Consider the following 1555-nt stretch of genomic DNA (forward strand, 5'->3'; position numbering starts at 1 on the left):
AAGCAAGGGTACTGATCGAGGCGTGGCGCCGTCACTACAACACCGTCCGGCCGCACAGCAGCCTGGGCTACCGGCCGCCCGCACCACAAGCGGCGACACCGCCATTGCCGGCCTCCGGTTCCGCTTCCCTCCACCTACGACCGGCAATGGCGGCGGAGACGACAATGCACTAACTAATAACCCGGACCACCCGATGGGGGCTGCTCAGCTGCGCGCGACGGCTCGTGCTTTCAGTTACCGTGTCTCACAAGGACGGCAGCGGCTTGCTCTGGATGACGATACAAGACACATCGTCGAACGCCTAACGGTTCCTAGGTGTTTGATCCCAGGGTTTGATGGTGCGATCCTTTCGTTGGAATGGAAGGATGCGGTATGGGACAAGTTCGTCATGGGTGCGCCACGACCACGCACGCCGTCCGAGCAGCAATACAGCGATCGCAAGCTTCGCTCGCGACGCTGAGCCGCGAGCTGGGGATCAACCCGAAAACGGTCGCGAAGTGGCGCAAGCGCGCAACCGTTGAGGATTTGAAGACCGGGCCGAAGGCCCCTCATTCTACGACCTTGTCCGAGGCGGAGGAGGCGATGGTTGTGGCGTTCCGGCGCCACACGCTGTTGCCGCTCGACGACTGTCTCTATGCGTTGCAGCCGTCGATACCGCACCTGACGCGGTCAGCGTTGCATCGTTGCCTCCAGCGGCACGGCATCTCCCGCCTGCCGGATATCGAGGGCGACAAACCGAAGCGGCAACGCTTCAAGCGCTACCCGATCGGCTTCTTCCACATCGATATCGCTGAGGTGCAGACTGCCGAAGGCAAGCTCTACCTGTTCGTCGGCATCGATCGCACCAGTAAGTTCGCCGTCACCCAACTGGTCGACAAGGCTGACAGGCGCACAGCGTGGGAGTTCCTCGAACACCTGCTGAAGGCCTTACCTTACCGCATCCACACCATTCTGACAGACAACGGCATCCAGTTCGCCGATCAGCCTCGTAACCGCAACACCGCTTGGTCGCGTCAGATGCGCTTCGACATGATCTGCGAGGCAAACGACATCGAGCACCGTCTGACGAAACCGAACCACCCGTGGACCAACGGACAAGTCGAGCGGATGAACCGGACGATCAAGGAAGCGACCGTCAAACGCTTCCACTACGAGAGCCATGACCAGCTCCGAACGCACCTCGCCGACTTCATGGCCGCCTACAACTTTGCCCGCCGGCTCAAGACGCTCAGTGGGCTCACACCTTACGAATACATCACCAGGATCTGGACGTCAGAGCCAGACCGGTTCATCGTCGATCCGATCCACCAGATGCCGGGACTGAACACCTAGGAGAAGCAGTTTAGTTGATCAGACGGCGACCAAGTCTCGATGTAAGCGTGGTCGGAAGGCCGCCTTGCGGTAGCGCCGGTAGCGGGGATGCTTTCTGCCTTTGATGAGGGCGCGGGCGGTGCGGGAAATTATTGGTTCTACGACCAGTCATACGAGTACTCGTATGACTGGTCGGATGGAGGTGGTCGGTCGGGTATCGGGCCGGCGCCGGTGGTCGGATGCG

Annotated in this window: 2 protein-coding genes; both read left to right on the top strand. The window is 60.8% G+C overall.

The window, feature by feature from the left end; all coding sequences use genetic code 11:
• The coding region (locus BRX43_RS20000) for an integrase core domain-containing protein (RefSeq protein WP_206433231.1) at positions 1 to 173 on the top strand (173 nt) is incomplete at its 5' end.
• 199 nt (positions 174 to 372) lie between these two features.
• Positions 373 to 1332: an IS481 family transposase gene (locus tag BRX43_RS20010; RefSeq protein ID WP_125996791.1), complete on the top strand. Its 960-nt coding sequence runs from the start codon at positions 373 to 375 to the stop codon at positions 1330 to 1332.
• Positions 1333 to 1555: the final 223 nt, after the last annotated feature.

The sequence above is a fragment of the Sphingomonas sp. S-NIH.Pt15_0812 genome (assembly GCF_003951315.1).
In the GTDB taxonomy this organism is placed as follows: domain Bacteria; phylum Pseudomonadota; class Alphaproteobacteria; order Sphingomonadales; family Sphingomonadaceae; genus Sphingomonas.